Origin of the sequence: Dysosmobacter segnis (genome assembly GCF_014297285.1) — a bacterium.
GTDB classification, from domain to species: domain Bacteria; phylum Bacillota; class Clostridia; order Oscillospirales; family Oscillospiraceae; genus Oscillibacter; species Oscillibacter segnis.
On the sequence record NZ_JACOQI010000127.1, the window covers coordinates 1 to 509 of the forward strand.

A 509-nucleotide genomic window follows, 5' to 3' on the forward strand; every position below is an offset into this window, starting at 1 on the left:
GCCATGCGGAGCTCCCTTGTCATAAAAGGAATAAAGATGGCTGTGGAGCTGGTGGTCATACCGCGCTGGATTTCTACCTCGTTGTAACCAAGGGCCAACGAGGAAACAAAGCCCTGTTCCTGTTGCCAGTCCAGACGGCGCAGAGCGCAGTTGTATTTCTGCGCGATACCGCCCACGGTAAACACATCGTTTTCCAGCCGCTGGCGGTTAGGAGCAAGGTTTACCACCGTAAAGGTCAGCAGAAACATTCGCTCATTGCGGGATTGCAAATCAGCCAGAAGCTCCGCTGCGTCCTTGCTGAATGTAATCAGGTCAGGGGGAAGAATATCCGGGTCATAGCCGGAGCGCACAGCCTTTCTCTGTTCCTCCACTTTCATTTTTCCGATGTCCGAGATTTTCCCCTTGATGGTCTTAATTGCCTTGAGCTGATCCACGGTCTGAATGTGCATGGTCACGGTCATTTCCGCATCCAGCTCCAAGATTTCCGCCAACAACTTATCCGAAAGCTC

At 52.3% G+C, this 509-nt stretch carries 1 pseudogene; it reads right to left on the reverse strand.

Annotation, left to right across the window (positions count from 1 at the left end):
• Positions 1 to 509 (reverse strand): annotated as a pseudogene (locus H8Z83_RS19370) (VirB4-like conjugal transfer ATPase, CD1110 family); the annotation flags it as partial.